General features: G+C 51.3%; 16 protein-coding genes. 1 reads left to right on the top strand and 15 read right to left on the bottom strand.

Features of this window, described 5'->3' with window-relative positions; genetic code table 11:
- Positions 1 to 10 precede the first annotated feature (10 nt).
- The 9 genes from ahpC to BN3795_RS10010 all read right to left on the bottom strand — a co-directional run bounded on the left by ahpC (position 11) and on the right by BN3795_RS10010 (position 7,283).
- On the bottom strand, positions 11 to 574 hold the full coding sequence (ahpC, locus tag BN3795_RS10050; RefSeq protein WP_068784562.1) for an alkyl hydroperoxide reductase subunit C: 564 nt from the start codon (positions 572 to 574) through the stop codon (positions 11 to 13).
- Positions 575 to 811: 237 nt separating this feature from the next.
- The gene (locus tag BN3795_RS10045) at positions 812 to 1,249 is read right to left on the bottom strand and encodes an HNH endonuclease (RefSeq protein WP_232729900.1); all 438 of its coding nucleotides are present in this window, start codon (positions 1,247 to 1,249) and stop codon (positions 812 to 814) included.
- A 206-nt stretch (positions 1,250 to 1,455) separates the two neighbouring features.
- Positions 1,456 to 1,890: a Na+/H+ antiporter subunit G gene (locus tag BN3795_RS10040; protein WP_068784561.1), complete on the bottom strand. Its 435-nt coding sequence runs from the start codon at positions 1,888 to 1,890 to the stop codon at positions 1,456 to 1,458.
- Positions 1,874 to 2,155: a Na(+)/H(+) antiporter subunit F1 gene (locus BN3795_RS10035; RefSeq protein WP_068784560.1), complete on the bottom strand. Its 282-nt coding sequence runs from the start codon at positions 2,153 to 2,155 to the stop codon at positions 1,874 to 1,876. Before BN3795_RS10035 ends, BN3795_RS10040 begins: the two co-directional genes overlap by 17 nt.
- Positions 2,152 to 2,631 carry a Na+/H+ antiporter subunit E gene (locus BN3795_RS10030; RefSeq protein ID WP_068784559.1) on the bottom strand — a complete coding sequence of 160 codons (480 nt, stop codon included), beginning with the start codon at positions 2,629 to 2,631 and terminating at the stop codon, positions 2,152 to 2,154. The genes BN3795_RS10035 and BN3795_RS10030 overlap by 4 nt, the downstream gene beginning before the upstream one ends.
- Positions 2,632 to 2,648: 17 nt before the next feature.
- Entirely contained in the window at positions 2,649 to 4,124 is a 1,476-nt protein-coding gene (locus BN3795_RS10025; RefSeq protein ID WP_068784558.1) for a Na+/H+ antiporter subunit D, read from the bottom strand.
- Positions 4,117 to 4,455 carry a Na(+)/H(+) antiporter subunit C gene (locus BN3795_RS10020; protein WP_068784557.1) on the bottom strand — a complete coding sequence of 113 codons (339 nt, stop codon included), beginning with the start codon at positions 4,453 to 4,455 and terminating at the stop codon, positions 4,117 to 4,119. The genes BN3795_RS10025 and BN3795_RS10020 overlap by 8 nt, the downstream gene beginning before the upstream one ends.
- Position 4,456: 1 nt before the next feature.
- The gene (locus tag BN3795_RS10015) at positions 4,457 to 4,879 is read right to left on the bottom strand and encodes a Na(+)/H(+) antiporter subunit B (protein ID WP_068784556.1); all 423 of its coding nucleotides are present in this window, start codon (positions 4,877 to 4,879) and stop codon (positions 4,457 to 4,459) included.
- Positions 4,866 to 7,283: a Na+/H+ antiporter subunit A gene (locus tag BN3795_RS10010; RefSeq protein WP_408635022.1), complete on the bottom strand. Its 2,418-nt coding sequence runs from the start codon at positions 7,281 to 7,283 to the stop codon at positions 4,866 to 4,868. Before BN3795_RS10010 ends, BN3795_RS10015 begins: the two co-directional genes overlap by 14 nt.
- A 119-nt stretch (positions 7,284 to 7,402) precedes the next feature.
- Between BN3795_RS10010 and BN3795_RS10005 the strand changes: the two genes are divergently transcribed.
- Positions 7,403 to 8,089: a universal stress protein gene (locus BN3795_RS10005; protein WP_068784554.1), complete on the top strand. Its 687-nt coding sequence runs from the start codon at positions 7,403 to 7,405 to the stop codon at positions 8,087 to 8,089.
- 99 nt (positions 8,090 to 8,188) lie between these two features.
- On the opposite strand, the gene BN3795_RS10000 is transcribed toward BN3795_RS10005, so the two are convergent.
- The 6 genes from BN3795_RS10000 to BN3795_RS09975 form a co-directional block, all read right to left on the bottom strand.
- Complete coding sequence (locus tag BN3795_RS10000; protein ID WP_068784553.1) at positions 8,189 to 8,752, bottom strand: tyrosine-type recombinase/integrase; 564 nt, start codon at positions 8,750 to 8,752, stop codon at positions 8,189 to 8,191.
- A 228-nt stretch (positions 8,753 to 8,980) separates the two neighbouring features.
- On the bottom strand, positions 8,981 to 9,838 hold the full coding sequence (locus BN3795_RS09995; protein WP_068784552.1) for a carbohydrate ABC transporter permease: 858 nt from the start codon (positions 9,836 to 9,838) through the stop codon (positions 8,981 to 8,983).
- 12 nt (positions 9,839 to 9,850) lie between these two features.
- Positions 9,851 to 10,720 (bottom strand): carbohydrate ABC transporter permease, encoded by an 870-nt coding sequence (locus BN3795_RS09990; RefSeq protein WP_068784551.1) that lies wholly within the window; start codon positions 10,718 to 10,720, stop codon positions 9,851 to 9,853.
- Positions 10,721 to 10,799: 79 nt separating this feature from the next.
- The gene (locus BN3795_RS09985) at positions 10,800 to 12,119 is read right to left on the bottom strand and encodes an extracellular solute-binding protein (protein ID WP_068784550.1); all 1,320 of its coding nucleotides are present in this window, start codon (positions 12,117 to 12,119) and stop codon (positions 10,800 to 10,802) included.
- A gap of 115 nt (positions 12,120 to 12,234) precedes the next feature.
- Positions 12,235 to 13,812, bottom strand: a complete 1,578-nt coding sequence (locus BN3795_RS09980; protein ID WP_068784549.1) for a response regulator — start codon at positions 13,810 to 13,812, stop codon at positions 12,235 to 12,237.
- Positions 13,800 to 15,626, bottom strand: coding sequence for a cache domain-containing sensor histidine kinase (locus BN3795_RS09975; RefSeq protein ID WP_068784548.1), 1,827 nt, complete (start codon positions 15,624 to 15,626; stop codon positions 13,800 to 13,802). Before BN3795_RS09975 ends, BN3795_RS09980 begins: the two co-directional genes overlap by 13 nt.
- Positions 15,627 to 15,653: the final 27 nt, after the last annotated feature.

Raw genomic sequence — 15,653 nt, 5'->3', positions numbered from 1 at the left:
TTCTCTCTCCTTAGATCTTGCCAACCAAGTCAAGGCTTGGTTTCAAAGTTGCAGCCCCTTCTTTCCATTTCGCCGGGCAAACTTCACCTGGATGGTTATGAACGTATTGAGCCGCTTTGATCTTGTCGATCAACGTGCTGGCATCGCGTCCAATGCCGCCAGCCGTAATTTCGATGGCTTGGATTACACCATTCGGGTCGATGATGAAAGTTGCGCGATCCGCCACGCCTTCTTCTTCGATCAATACGTCGAAGTTGCGGGAAATCGTGTGGGAAGGGTCACCGATCATGATATAAGTAACCTTGCCGATCGCTTCGGAGCTGTCGTGCCAAGCTTTGTGCACGAAGTGGGAGTCGGTCGATACGGAGTAGACCTCCACGCCCAGATCCTTCAATGTTGCATATTGATCTTGCAAGTCTTCCAGCTCGGTAGGGCATACGAAAGTGAAGTCGGCTGGATAGAAGCATACGACGCTCCATTTTCCTTTGAAGTCGGCATCGGATACCTCGATGAATTTACCGTTGTGATAAGCTTGAGCTTTAAAAGGCAGGACTTCTTTTCCAATCAATGACATGATTTGAACTCTCCTTTGTTTTTGGTTTCAGCAGTTATTTATATTAATTATTATATGCGAACCATTCTCAACGTCAATCTACTTCACTAAGTCTTCATAATTAAGTCTTCCTCATTAATATACCCTTGACCGCTGAATATAACCATTCAGCTAGACTTTTCACAAATTATTCATTTTGCTTTCAAAGGATCATGTTGATAGGTTCTAATTGCAAAGAGCCTCCGATCGCTCCTGCGATCAGAAGCTCTTTGGATTTCGGTTCAGCCAGGATCTCATCAACGGACCGATCATCGCTCGAAGAATGCGGTAACGAAGTTTCAACGGATGAGGGATCGTATCCCTGTTCTCCTTAAGGTAAGTAATCGCCGAACGGTTGCCTCTTCTGGAATTGCATTCGCTGCACGAGGCAATCAGGTTAGTGGGCAGATCCGAGCCGCCTTTGCTCGAGGGCATAAGATGATCCACCGTCGTAGCGGGTTCGCCGCACCATAAGCAAGTATAACGGTCTCTCTTCAAGACCGTCTTTCGATATTCCCGGAACAAGAATGGATTGTAGAGCAATTGGATCGTCCGCTCATCCAACCAAACCGCCCGACCTCGGTTGACTTCCCGCCATGCACGGTCCAGTGTGCACGGGGTTAATTCTCGGCCATCTAGATTCAGTACGGTGATCACGACATCCCCTCCTAGGGTACAAATCGCTGGCTATTCGCCAGTATCTTATAGGATTTGTGTCCCTTGATGTCCCTTATACCGCCTTTGCATGATTATCCCTTTCGTTAAGGGAGCAGGGGCACGTAGAAAAGCGAGTTCTTTCTCCCGTTCTCGGCGATCTGATCAAAGGGGATAATCGTGCAAAGCTGCCGGCCGACATGTGTTGATCAACTGGGAGTCACTTGAAGCGGAGTCGGCACCGGTTCCTCCGCCTCGTCCCCCTCGGATTCCATTTGATCCTCGCCTTCAAAATCCTCGTCCGGTTTGTAATACTCCTTGAGTTCATCCTCGACAGTCCCCTCCGCCAACGGGACACAATGACGATAAGCCGCCCGGCAAATCACGTGAGCCGCTACCGGCGCGGTGAGAAACACGAAGAAGATGCCCAAGATCAAGCGAATGCTGAAATACCCCTCGGAGATCAGAAAATACAGCAAGGTTCCAACCAACGCGCACAACACGCCAAGCGTCGAGCTTTTCGAGGTGGCGTGTGACCGGGTGTATACATCGGGCAATCGTACATTGCCAATCGCACTGATTAAGCTAAATACGGCCCCCAGGAGAATCAGGATCGCCCCAACGATTTCACCGCTTCCGCTCAATGACAGCCCCCCTCTCCATAAACCGTGCAAAGGCCACCGTGCCGATAAACGATAAGATGCCGATCAGCAGGATCAAATCAAAGAAGGCATGCGTATGCAGCAGTACGGAGTAGACCGCAATACTCGCGATTAAGTTGATACCCACGGAATCCAGCGCCTGCACCCGGTCCGCACTGGACGGCCCTTTGATGACTCGGTACAAGTTGAACAAGATCGCTGCCAGCAGCAGCACTAAAGCAATGATCAGGATTGTATTAAAAATCATTTTCTGGTCACATCCTTTATCGCTTTTTCGAACACGGATTTCGATTTGATGACGGCATCCTTGGATTCCGGCATATTCAATCCATGAATGTACAACGTCTTCGCATCGGGGGTGATATCCATCACGACCGAACCCGGCGTCAAGCAGATCAGCAGCGACAGGAGCGTGATCTCCAGATCCCCCTCCAAATCCGTCTCCACCTTGAAGATACCCGGCTTCACGTCCACCTTCGACCGGAGGACATGCTTCATGACCATCATCGAAGACGTAATGAGTTCATGAATGAAGATGATAAGCAGCTTGCCGACCGCAGCCAGCGTAAAGAGATAGAACGGCTTCTTAAAGAAGCGGCGAATGCATAATAAAATGAACAATCCCACGATGTACCCGCTGATAAAGTTTAAGACGCTCATTTCATCCTGCAGGAACATCCACAGGTAAGCGATCACGATGTTAAGCAGCACCTGAACGGGCATGGCGGACTCCCCCTTTGTTAATCCATCACAGCATGGATGTATCGATTTGGATCCAGCAATTCCTCGGCAGCTTGGGCAACAACCCCGGCGATGCCTTCCGCTCCAACCCCCAGGGCAAGGCTGACGAGGGTCAATAAAGCGATCGGGAGCAAGAGCCCCTTGATCGATCCCTTCTCTTCGTCTTCGCCGAGAACCGTCTCCCCCCAGAACACGTTCATGAATAATTTGATCATGGAAAACAGGATAAACAAGCTGGATACCAACCCGATGACCCCAAACGCATATTGTCCTGCCTCGAAGGTCCCTTGAATCGTAAACACTTTGCCGAGAAACCCGCTCAGCGGAGGAATGCCGACCATCGAGAGCGCCGCGATAAAGAACATCCAGCCAAGCGGGGGATGAAGCCGGATTAAACCGCTGATGTCTTTCAATTGGCTGGTTCCCGTCAGATGGATAACCGTACCGCCAATGAGGAAGATCAGGGCTTTAATGAGAATATCGTGAAGCAGATAGTAAATCGAACCCGTCATGCCTTCCGTCGTGGAAGAAACGAGCCCCAGCATGATAAAGCCGACGCTGATCACCACGTTGTAGGTTAATATTTTTCGGATATCCCCAAAACCGACAGCGCCCAGTCCCCCAAGAATCATCGTTGCGGCTGCCAACAGCCCGATCAGCAGATGCGTAATTTGCGGTTCATGATAGAAAATAAGCGTGAACATCCGAAAGATGGCGTAGATCCCCACCTTCGTGAGCAACGCCGCAAAGATGGCCGCAATGGCCGTAGGCGGTACGCTGTAAGACCCCGGCAGCCAGAAGAAGAGCAATAACCCGGCTTTGAGGGCGAACACAATCAGAAACAACAAGGCCACCGTCGTGATCAACCCATCCTGGCCCGCTTCCGCAACTCGGAGCGACAGGTCTGCGAGATTCAGCGTGCCCGTGATCGAATACAAATAGGCCACTCCCATGAGAAAAAACGCCGATGCAATTACGTTCGTGAAAATATATTTGAGCGATTCACGCAGCTGCCGCTTCGTTCCGCCCAAGGTAATCATCACGTAAGAAGCAACCAGGAACACCTCGAAGAACACGTATAAATTGAACAAATCCCCGGTCAAGAACGAACCGTTCACCCCGGTAATCAGGAATAAATATAACGGATAGAAATAGAGCTTCTCCTGTTTCCGGCCGATCGTAGGAAAGGCGTAGATCAGACAGCAGACCGAAACGATCGAGGTCGCGAGCAGCAGCAAGGCGCTGAACATGTCGCCGACGAAGCTGATTCCATAAGGCGCTTCCCAGCCGCCCAATTGCAGCGTCTGAATGCCGTTCCCCTTGATCTGAACCATCAGCAGCACGGAGATCCCCCCGGCAGCCAACAAAGCAAGCAAGCTAAGCGTCCGCTGCAGCTTGATATTTTTCTGCAACAGGATCAGGAGCATCCCCGTTAATAAGGGGATAATCACCGGAGCAATCAACCAATTATTCATTCTCATTTCCCCTTAACTGCTCCATGTCATCGGTCCCGAAGTTCTGATAGGCCCGGTAACATAAAACCAAGACTAGCGCCGTCACGGCGAAATTGATCACGATGGCCGTCAGGATCAAGGCCTGGGGCATCGCATCCGTAAAGCCAACCTCCCGCTCTCCCAGCAGAGGAGCGCTCCCCTTCTTCAGACCGCCGGAGGTCATGATCAACAAGTTTACGGCATGACTGACGATGGAAGCTCCCAGCACGATCCGCAGTAACTGTTTCGACAGAATCAAATAGGTTCCGATCGATACTAAGATCCCGACGAGTATGACGATGAGCGTCTCCATATTATCGATCCTCACTTATGCTTAGAATGATATTGACCGCCGTGCCGATTACCGCCAGAGCTACGCCGGTATCGAATACCAGGGCGGACGCCAGCTCGGTATCCCCGAAGATCGGCAAGTCGACATGGCCGAAGGTCTGGGTTAAGAACGGCTGGCCGAAGAGGATCCCCGCCATTCCGGTCCCTACCGCAATCAACACGCCGATAGCGGCGAGCTTCTTGAAATCCAGCCGGATGTTCTCCCTGACCTTCTCGATGCCAAAAGAAAGGTAGAGCAGCACGATGGCGGAGGCCGTGCTTAACCCTCCGATAAACCCGCCTCCCGGATGATGATGACCGTTCATGAACAGATAGACCGAGAAGGTCAAGATAATCACAGCTGCGACGCGGGTTACGCTTCTTAGAATCACATCATTCGGTTTCATTTGGCTCCCTCCTTTTGGAACGCTGATGAACTAAGAGATATACCCCTAACCCGGCGATCGTCAGCACGGAGATTTCCAACATGGTATCGAAGCCGCGGAAATCCACTAGAATGGCGTTCACGATATTTTTGGCGCCGGCCAGTTCATACGCATTTTCAAAAAACGAGGTGATCGGCTCAAACAGCTTATGTCCGTTCGCGGATAAGGCCAACACAGTGACTGTTAATCCCATCGCCAACGAAATGATGACATTGGTTAACTTGAAGGATATGCGTTCGATGTTCTTCTTCAGCTTCGGCAGATGATAGAAGCACAGCAAGAACAGGACCGTCGTCACCGTCTCCACCACCATTTGGGTCAGTGCAAGATCCGGCGCCTTGAAGATGACGAAGAACATCGAAATCATATAACCCATTGCACCCAGGGCTACGATCGCCATGATTCGATTGACGGCCAGCAAGACCGTGATGGCTGCGATGATCATCACGATCACAAGACCCGCCTCGAAGATCCCGATCGGCGCATCCTGCGAGAGATCGAATTGCAGACCGTAAAGCCCGAACAGCGAACCCAGCAGCAGGAGCACAAAGAAAGAGAAAATATAGATCAGATAATGTCTCAGCGAACCGGTCATATACCGATTCGTCAGCGAGGCCGAGAGCTTCTCCGTGCCCTCAATCCCCCGGTTGAACCAATGGGATAACATTAACCCTTGCGGGAAACCTCGCAGAGCCACGATCCATCGCTTCGCGGTCTTAAAGAGCAGCCACCCGATCACAACAACGCCGATCGTCATGAACAGTTCCACGTTGAATCCATGCCATGCGCTGATCTTGAGATCGTACGGCGTCACGTCCATCATCGGCAACACCGCGGTCAAAGCCGGGGTCAGTATAAATTTGCCGAGGACATTCGGAAAGAAGAAGAGGAGAATGACAAGCAGGCCCAGTACGAGCGGAGGAATCAGCATCCCTAAAGGCGCCTCATGCACTTCCTTCGTCAGCTTTTCGGGGCGGAAGCTTCCTCCAAAGGTTTTGAAGATAAAGATCATGCAATACACAAACGTAAAGATGCTGGCCACCCAAGCGATCACCGGAAACACCACGCCGATGCTGCTCAACCCGAAGATCCCGGCGCGGGATACCTCATTCACCGCCCCAAAGAACATCTCCTTGCTTAGGAATCCGTTAAACGGCGGCAGCCCCGCCATCGACAAGCCGCTGATCAACGCGATCGTGAACGTGACCGGCATCACCTGCATCAACCCGCCCAGGAAGCGGATATCCCGCCGGCCTGTCTCGTGGTCAATAATCCCGACGACCATAAACAAGCTTCCTTTAAATGTGGAGTGGTTAAACAGATGAAAGAGCGCCGCGAAGGTCGCTACCGTAAACACCGTACCGCTCTCGCCCGGCCCAAAATACACCGCGAGCGAACCCACGCCGAGCAGGCACATGATCAATCCGAGCTGACTAATCGTCGAATAAGCCAACAAGGCTTTGAGATCCGTTTGTCTTAGCGCCGTCAACGAGCCGTACAGCAGCGTTATCAACCCCACGCCGGCAACCAGCCAGAACCATACGGAGCTTCCGCCGAAGATCGGCGTCATGCGTGCGACCAGATAAATGCCGGCCTTGACCATCGTGGCGGAGTGCAGGTAGCTGCTGACCGGAGTCGGGGCTTCCATCGCATCCGGCAGCCAGATGCTGAACGGAAACTGCGCGGATTTGGTAAAAGCCCCCACCAATACGCACAGCATGGCCGGAAGGAACAAGGCATGATTCTGGAGGACCTCCAGATTGGCGATCATCTCCCGGATGCTGTAGGTATCCGCCATCAGGATCAGCATAATGAATCCGGCCAGCATGCCGAACCCGCCAAAGACGGTGATCAGCATCGCCTTCAACGCGCCCTGACGGGAGCTTCTCCGTTCATACCAATAAGAGATCAACAGGAAGGAAGAGACGCTCGTTAATTCCCAGAACCCATAGAAGACCAGGAGATGGTCCGAGAATACAACGCCAAGCATGGCTCCCATAAACATAAGCAAATACACATAGAAGTTATGGAGAGCCTCCCGCTCCTTGGACATATAGAAAATGGAGTAGAGGATCACGAGCACCCCCACACCGGAGATGAGCAGCCCGAACAAGAGGCTCAGCCCGTCCAGGTAGGAGATCAGGCTGATCTCCAAGGTTGGAATCCACGGCAGCGAGAAGGTATACGTTTCTCCGGCTGCCACGGAGGGTATAAATTGAAATAGATAGATAAAGACCGACAGGGGGACAAGCAGCACGAACCATCCGGTATGTACTTGACGGTTCCAATACCTGTACAGAAACGGGACTAGGATCGCACTGACGAACGGAAGAAACAGGAAGGCATAAAATGGGACCAAGCGCACTCCTCCTTACTTGAAAATGATTCCTGGCAATTAAGGTTTGACTCCGGATGAAACATCAATTATAGTCTTACGTAGTTTAAATAAAGCCCTACAATAAGCCCTGAGGTGAATCGTTCGAAATGGATACTCCGTGTAATGAGAGCATTTTAGTTTGCGTTTATTATGGTCCCAACGGGGAGCGGCTAATCAAACGCGGCTGCAAGATTGCGAACCTGATGCAGGCTCCACTTTATATCTTGACCATTGATCCTAAGCCCTTCGATGAATTGGATGCGGAGAAGGTCTTCTATATCGAGCAGTGGAAAGAGTATGCGAATACCCATGCCACTGCCCAATTTATTATGAAGGACAATGAGAGCCGCCCTGTCTCCAAGGTGATTGCCGAAGTGGCTCGGGAGAATAACATTACCCAGATCATTCTGGGGCAGACCGCTCATAGCCGTTGGGAACAAATCACGAAGGGATCTATCATTAATGCTTTGGTACGGGAGATCCCCTTTGTCGACCTGCATATCATTTCGGTTGCCCGTTATATCCGAGACGAAGAGGGAATTTATGAAAAGGGAATCCGCGCTTATCTGATCAAAGATGGGGATCGTTATAACCTAAGCTTCAACCACCATAAAGATACCCTGTATGAAGGCATTTTCTTCAAAGAAGCCGATACGGACTTCAATAACGGGATTTTCCGCTTGATGAAGGACGACGAGACGCTTCAGGTCCAAGTGACAGAAGGCATCGTCAAAGAGCTGAAGAACGTGGACCTTCAAACCGCGATGATTCGGGAAGACACGGATGAAGCTTAGATCGAGGAATCCCTTAAACTGAACTTAAATTGACGCCATTATAGATGAACTCTCCGCCTGGGATGCGGAGGGTTCTTTTTTCATATCCCCACCCGAAGCTTATAAATTGACATCCACCTTGATCGGCAGCCGCTCATTCTTATCGATTCCTAAATACTTCAAGGTCTCGGCGGTAGAATGATGATGCAAGATCGACTTGATGATGGAAATGGCCACCCCTTTATAGTAGGCATGGTAACCAAATGTCTTCCTTAACGTATGCGTGCCGATCTTCTCCGAAATGCCAACTTCTCTGGCCGAATGGTTGATGATGCGATAGGCTTGCTGGCGGGTAATCGGACGGCAATCCTTCTTGGACTTAAATAAATAATCCCCCGGTTTCCAATCCATCATGGATAAGTACTCCTTCAGGATCTCCCCAATATTGCTGTTCAGGTAATAAGCCTGCTCTTCCCCGGTTCGTTCATCCTTAATATAGAGAAACTGCTTCGGGTTCTGACCGTCACACACATCCTCCACCGTTAGATTCAGCAAGTCAATCAGACTAATCCCCGTATTGATTCCCAGTACGAATAGCAATAAATCCCTCACCGAGTGTTTCCGCAATTCCTCCTTCATGGCCCGAATGGTCTCAATATCTCGAATCGGATTTACATACTCCACAGAGGACCCCTCCGAATAATGTTACTTAATTTAATACTAGCATATATTAAGTAACATCACAAACGATGTTTTGAGGGTTCCAAGGAAAAAACAAAAAAACAGGGACCTCTCAAAGGCTGGAGCAACCCGCCCTTAAGAGAGTCCCTGTTTGATTCAGAGTATGCTTTACGTTTCTATGTCAGTTTCCTTCAGCAAGCCTCAATACGACGGACAGGATCCCTTCACGTCTTATCCTTTGACCGCCCCTGCAATCATGCTTTGTTGGACTTGCTTGTTCAGCAGCAAATAAATCACTACGGTAGGAACGGTCGTAATCATCAGCCCGGCCCCGATAATTCCCCACTGCGTAATGTACGTCCCGACCATCGACATCATCCCGACCGTCAGCGTCTGATAATGCGCGTCATTGATGAAGGTGACCGCAAACATCAGCTCGTTCCAGCAGGAGAGGAAGGTGAAGATCGCTACGGTAGCGATCGCGGGACGAATCAACGGCAGAATAATGTGAAAGAAGGTTCTGTAGATGCCGCATCCGTCGATCACCGCGGATTCCTCCATCTCGCGGGGAACCCCCTTGAAGAAGCTGCCGAGAATGAATACGGCCATCGGGATTCCGAAAGCAACGTAAGGGATAATCAACGACCAGTAGGTGTTCAGCAAATGCAGATTTTTCAGAACCATAAACAACGGCAGCAGCGCCGCATGAATCGGAACCATCATCCCGAGCAGGATCAAGGTCATCGTCAAATGGCTCAGCTTCCAGTTCATTCTCGTGATGGCATAGGCCGCCATCGAAGATAAGATCAATACCAGGATAATGGAGGCCGCCGTGACCCACACACTGTTCCCGAAGTAACTCATGACGTTGCCGTCCGATAACGCCCTGGCATAGTTGCTCCACAGGAGCTTCTTCGGAAATCCCGCCACATCGCCGCTGAAGATCTCGCTGTTGTCTTTCAAGGAGAAGAACGCGAGCCAAATCAAAGGATACACTTGAACGATTGCGACGATGACCAAAAAGAATTGCAACAGGACCTTCCCCAGGAAGGACGGTTTCTTGGGCAATCTTGCTTGTGCAGTCTTCATCCACATTCCCCCCTATTCGGTCTTGAAGAATTTATTGATCAGCACCGTGAAGATCAAGCATTCCAGAATAATAAAGACGGATATCGCACTGCCGTAGCCATACCGGTACGTATTAAAAATCGTCGTGTACATCAAGGTGCTTGGCACCTCGGTAGCGAACAAGGGCCCCCCGCCTGTGAGGACATACACGAGATCAAAGACCTTAAAGGCTCCGATGACCGAGAAGACCAGGCAGACTTTGAGGATCGGCTTCATCAGCGGGATGGTGATCAAGAAGGCGGTGCGGATGCGGGAAGCCCCGTCAATCTTGGCCGCTTCGAGAATATCCTGCGAGATCGACTTCGCCCCGGCATACATGAGCAGCATATGATAGCCGACGTACTGCCACAAGGTTGGAATAAAAGACGCCGCCAGCGCGGTCTTCTTCTGTCCAAGCCAGTCCTGAGCTAGACTCGAAAGGCCGATATTGTCCAGCAATGTATTGAGAAGGCCATAATCCGCATTGTAGATTTTGGACCATAATTGCGCGATGACCACGGTGGAAATTAACACTGGAATAAAATACACCGTCCGGTAGAACCCTTCTCCCTTCACTGAGGAAGCCAGAATCAAGGCAAGCAGCAGGGAGATCGGCAATTGAATGAAGATGGAAGCCGCCGCGAACAGGAAGGAGTTCCGGATGGCATGCAGGGCTCTTGAATCCGTAAACAGATCCGCGTAATTTTCCAGTCCTATAAAGGTGCCTTTGCCAACGCCGTTCCAGTCCAACACGCTATAGTAACTCGAGACGAAAATCGGAATTAATACAATCGAACAAAAGATCAGAAGAGTAGGAAGAACAAATAGGGCAATCGCTGTTTTATTCGAAAACACTGAATTCATCGTCGGTTCTCCCCTCAAAGATGCGGTCAGGGTGCTCCCTGACCGCATCTTGTTTGGATTTATTCATACCGGACAAGGCTCAAAGACTCAGTTCCGTCGGCTCAAGCTGCGCCATCTGCTTGCAGAATTCTTCAGGCGTAATGTCGCCTGCCAAGAGCAAGGCAATCAAATTTTTGTGCGTTTCCGCGGATTCGGCCGGAAGAATGTTATCCCACCATGAAATGAACGATGTGGCCGTCTTTAAAATTTCGGCAGCCGATTTATCAAGCGAGGAAAGGCTTGACGTATCCAGCCCTTCCGTGTTCCAGGTTGGAAGTCCGGCCCCGGCCAGATAACCTTGGGTACCCAGCTGCTCACTCAAATAGATCAGGAACTCGGCCGCTTCCTTCGGATGCTTCGTCGTGCTGTTGATATAGTTCCCGTCAACGGCTACGCCGAAAATTTCGCTGGCCTTGCCCTTGCCGTCTTCAAAGACCGGGAAAGGAATAACTTGAACCTTTCCTTTCGTCGCCGCCGACGGATCTTCAATCCCGGCATTAACCCAGTTGGCCTGGAACATCATCGCGCCGCTGCCCGCATTGAATGCGCCCAGCATTTCATCGTAGCTCATGCTCAGCATGCTGCTGTTGAATGCGCCCGCTTTGGCCAACTCCTGCAATTTGGTCGCCGCCGCAACGAAGTCAGGCGAATCCCATTTGGAAGGATCCTTAAACGCCTCGATTACGGCGTCATGCCCGGCTTGGCGCATCGCAATGATGTCGTACCAATACATGCCCGGCCAGCGGTCTTTCTCGCCGATGAGTGCCGGAGTTATTCCCGCCGCCTTCAATTTCTCTACCGCATCGAGCAGTTCCGTGTAGGTCGTTGGAATTTTCGCTCCCGCTTTGTCAAACAATTCGGTATTTACATATAGGTTGGCGATATGCGTGAACACCGGAAGGGTATAGATCTTCCCGTCCGTTTCGATGGCTTCTAACATACCCGGCGCCATTCTCGCCTTAATCTCATCCGTCAGATAACCGGAGATATCAAGCACGTTCCCGGATTCGATATAAGGCTGCATGAAGCTGCCGCCGCCCATGCCGTAAAAGATGTCGGGCGCTTCGCCGGCGGCAAGCGATGTTTTGATCTTGGTCTTATACTGTTCGCCGGTGGTTCCCGTCCGTTCGACTTGGATATCGGGATGTTCTTTGTTCCACTTCTCGATGATTTGCGGCAGGAGTTTCGCCGACGGGTCCGTGTTACCCACAGACTGGTCCCAAATCGTCAGCTTGATGGAACCGCTTCCACTTCCGCCCGAAGATTTTCCCTCGGAAGAATTGGGCGAACAGGCCGCTAAACTACCTGCTAAACCTAATGCCAGGACGAGACTCATAGATCTTCTTAATAACGCTTTCATCTCTTTGACCTCCCAACTGGATTCGATGCATCTACCGCTATTTTAGGGAAGATCTCCCAGGACCTCCATTCAAAAAACCTGCATCCCCTTTTAAAATTCAAGCATTCCTCATTCGTCATTTTGCGTTTCGGTACTCGTTCATGGGCCGACCGATCGCCTTCTTGAAGAGAATACTGAAATAATGCGGATCTGTAATGCCTACCCGCTCCCCGATCTCATATCCCTTTAAATCCGTGGTTTTCAAGAGGTATTCCGCTTTCTTCATCCGCAGGCTGGTCAAGTACTCGACGAAAGTCTGGCCCGTCTCCCTCTTCATCAGCCGTCCCAGATGGCCCGGGCTGACGAAGAAGGCCGCAGCCGTGCTGGCTAATCCAACCGCCGGATCCCCCAGGTTCTGTTCCAGATACGCTTGCACCTGATGGATCAGGTTCCCTTCATTCGCTTGCCGCTTTGCATAAATGGCCTCGGTAACCGTTAGGATGTAGGCCCTCAAGGTCTGAACCAGCTCCGGCAAATTATCGGCGGTTATCACCGACACCAGCATTTCTTTGTCCAGCCCCTGTTCGTCTCCCAACTGCTCGATTGCGGCGCTCTGACCTTGATGAATGACGTCCATCGCCGCCATACGAAACTGGGATACGCTGGAGAAGGAGACGTCGAAGATTTGCCCCAACATCTCCGCGGCTCGAGCTGAAGAACCCACGCTGATGTAAAATTGCAGTTGCCGCAGCAGCTCCGAGTTGGAGCGGTACGTCTCCTCTCGGCTATCCACCATATCTTCATAGCAAATCACCTGGTTGTTTCCGACAAACGCTTTATAACGAATCGCGCTGCAGGCTTCCTGATATCCCAGATGTCCCTCCTCCAGGCTATGGCGCTTCCGCCCGACTCCGATGGTGACCAGCCCCTTCGGAGCATCCATCAATCGGTTGATCAAGGCTTCGCAGACCCCGACCAGCTCCCCCTCTGGACGAAAAGAAATCAGGACAAACTGGTTCCGGGTGTCCGACAGCATGGTGACGAAGGCGTCCCCCTGAAAGAACCGCTCGATCTTCCGCTTGCACGCCATCCCAAGCAGAATTAACTGCTCCTCGGTGTGTTTCTCCGCTAGAGGCGTAATTTCGACCACAGCGATTTGATAAGGGGTTTCCTGCCGGAAGGCGGGCAACTGGTAATACTCCGCTTGCTCCCGGATTTCCTCCCGGGTCAGCGTCCCATGCAACCACTGCAGCAAGAACTTCTCCCGGAGATACGGAAGGTTCCGCGCCAACTCTTCCTTCAATCTCGCCAGCTCCCCCTCCCGGAATCGTTCCTCCTCGATCTTCCGTTTCAGCTTGCGAGCGACCTGCAGCAGATCCGCCGCCCGGATCGGTTTGAGCAGGAAATCGAACACTCCGATCTGGATGCTCTGCTGTGCATACTCAAACTCATCATGGCCGCTTATGACGACGATTTTCATCTGCGGGTGCTTCTCCAATACTCTTCGGCTAAGCTCAATCCCGTCGATGTTCGGCATGTAGATGTCGGTGAGGAGGATATCCGGTTTCTGCTGCTCCACCAGCTCCATCGCCTGCTGAGCATTCGGAGCTTCCCCAACGATCTCGAAGCCTTCCTGTTCCCAGTCCATGCGCATGCGAATCAAATTCCGAATCAAATGTTCATCGTCAACGATCAGAACCTTCAACTTTTCCATGGCGAATCGACTCCATTCGGTAGAATTAGCGTTATCGTGGTCCCTGCGCCCGGTTCACTTTCGATGTGGAAGACGTCCTTGTCTTCATAGAAAATACGCAAACGCTCCATCGTCCCCCATAAGCCAAAGCTCTTGATTTGACCTTGCCTTTCCGTAAACAGGATCTGCTCGATCTCCTCCCGCGACATGCCGATGCCGTCATCGGAAATCGAGAGGATCACCGAACCGTCCACTTGCTTGGCGGTGATCCGTATGATCCCCTTCGTCCCTTTAGGTCGAATCCCATGGTAAAGCGAATTCTCTACCAGCGGCTGAATCACCAGCTTCGGGATCGGAGCTTGGGCGCAATCGTCCTCCACCTCGATCCGGGCCTCAAAGACGTCCGGGTATCGCACGCGCTGGATTTTCAAGTAATTTCGTACGATCTCGATTTCTTCCCCAACGGTGATGACATCTTGCCCTTTGCTCACACTTAACCGGTAGTAGCTTCCCAGCGCCTCAATTAAATCACAGACCTGCGCCTGATCCCCTGAGAGCGCAAGCGACGTGATCGAGTCCAGCGTGTTATATAGGAAATGCGGTTTGATTTGCGATTGAAGCGCATTCAACTCCGCTTTGCGGATCGTCTTCTGCTCTTCAATCACGCGCTTCAGCAGCTGATCGATCTGCTCAATCATCCGATTGTATCCGTTATACAACTGTTCCAGCTCGAAGCTGTTCGGCTCCGTAGTGACCTTCATGAAATTGCCGCTGGGGGCTTTATTCATGGCTCGAAGCAGCTTCTGAATCGGTTTAATGATGCTGCGCGAAATGACGAAGGAGCTGACAAAGAAGATGATGCCGTTAATAATCAGCAAGACCAGCGTCAACACGACCAGCGATTGGTTGCGCGACTCCATGGAGTTATGGGGCGAGATGCTCACAAACTTCCAGTTATAAGCTCCGCCCGACAGATAGGTCACGGTGGATTTCCGGGAACCCAGATTCAGGGAAAGCGAGCCTGCATCCGCCCGCTGAAATTGTTCCGCCAGCATCGCCTTGTTCGTGTCGAGCAGTTCATGCAAAGCGGCATTGCCTTGCTCATCCGTCGCATCCGCCACGATGGTCTGATTGTTCTCGTCCAGAATGGCGATTTGCAAGGAGCTTCCATTTTGCAGGTTCGAATACGCCTGAACCAGCGCATCGTCCTTGATATCTATGACCAATACCCCAAGCGGGGCCGTGTTGTCGATGTCGCGAATCAGCCGAATAAAAGAGACGATATTGCCGTCAGCCGCTTCCGCTGGCGGGCGTCTCTGATCCAGCCGCAGAATATATTTCCCTTTGTTGCTCACCACTTGGTCATACCAGGGGGCATCCTTGATATCCACCTCCATGTACGTCGGCAATTCCTGGGTTGCCACGGTGAAGCGATGCCCGGCCTGGTCATAAATGTGCACGGAGTCGATAATCGGAACCGCTTGCATCAGATTGTACAGATAGGAGCTGACCTTCGACTGAGTTTGCAGGTTCGCATATACATCTCCCTGCCGCAGCAGGTTCTGCAGATTGCGATCCGAGAAGATCATTTTCGAATAGTTGTTGACGTTCTCAATCATTAAATCGATGTTTGTCCTTATGGACGTCACCGTTTGCAGCGATGCCTCATTGATTTTCTTCTGGGCCGAATTGGCCGCCATCTGATTCAGCACGATATAACTGAAACCCACGGTAAACAAGATCACCATAAAATAAGCAAGCGGAATCTTAAAAGCCAGCTTTTTCGGTCTGCCGTAACTTAAGGAACGTATGCTCTCGATCAACCTCTTCTTCACCCTCAGGCCCCCCGCTTCTTATGCCGC

This window comes from Paenibacillus phocaeensis (assembly GCF_900021165.1).
GTDB lineage: Bacteria > Bacillota > Bacilli > Paenibacillales > Paenibacillaceae > Fontibacillus > Fontibacillus phocaensis.
This window is presented reverse-complemented; position numbering and strand designations above follow the sequence as displayed.